The sequence below is a fragment of the Pseudomonas sp. ESBL9 genome (genome assembly GCF_036668715.1).
Taxonomy (GTDB): domain Bacteria; phylum Pseudomonadota; class Gammaproteobacteria; order Pseudomonadales; family Pseudomonadaceae; genus Aquipseudomonas; species Aquipseudomonas lundensis.
Genome location: NZ_JAZEVV010000031.1, coordinates 1 through 398, shown reverse-complemented (window position 1 = coordinate 398; position 398 = coordinate 1). Strand labels below are relative to the sequence as shown.

The 398-nt window shown below is 55.0% G+C and carries 1 protein-coding gene; it reads right to left on the bottom strand.

The annotated features are described in order from the left end of the window. On the bottom strand, positions 1–330 hold a 330-nt coding region (locus tag V6F78_RS22305), incomplete at its 3' end, for a transposase (RefSeq protein ID WP_332728363.1). Positions 331–398 lie beyond the last annotated feature (68 nt).

Sequence of the window (398 nt, the reverse complement as noted above, 5' to 3'; positions counted from 1 at the left end):
CAGCAGGCGACGGAAGTTGAGGATGGTAGTTTCATCTGGGATCCGCTCCAGGCTCAGACCGGAAAACTGGCGCAAGATCGTCGTCTCGTACAGCGCTTCTTCCATCGCAGGATCGCTGTAACCGAACCAGTTCTGCATGAGATGAACCCGCAGCATCGCCATCAAAGGATAGGCCGGACGACCCCCTTCGCCCTTCGGGTAATGAGGTTCGATCAGGGCAATCAAACCCTTCCAGGGTACGACCCGATCCATCTCGATCAGGAACAATTCCTTGCGGGTCTGCTTGCGCTTACCGGCGTACTCGGCATCGGCGAAGGTCATTTGCTTCATCATCGAAAAGCTCGGCGATTGGTGTCCGGGGATTTTGCCAAATCAGGAAGTCTTTTTCAGGATTTCCC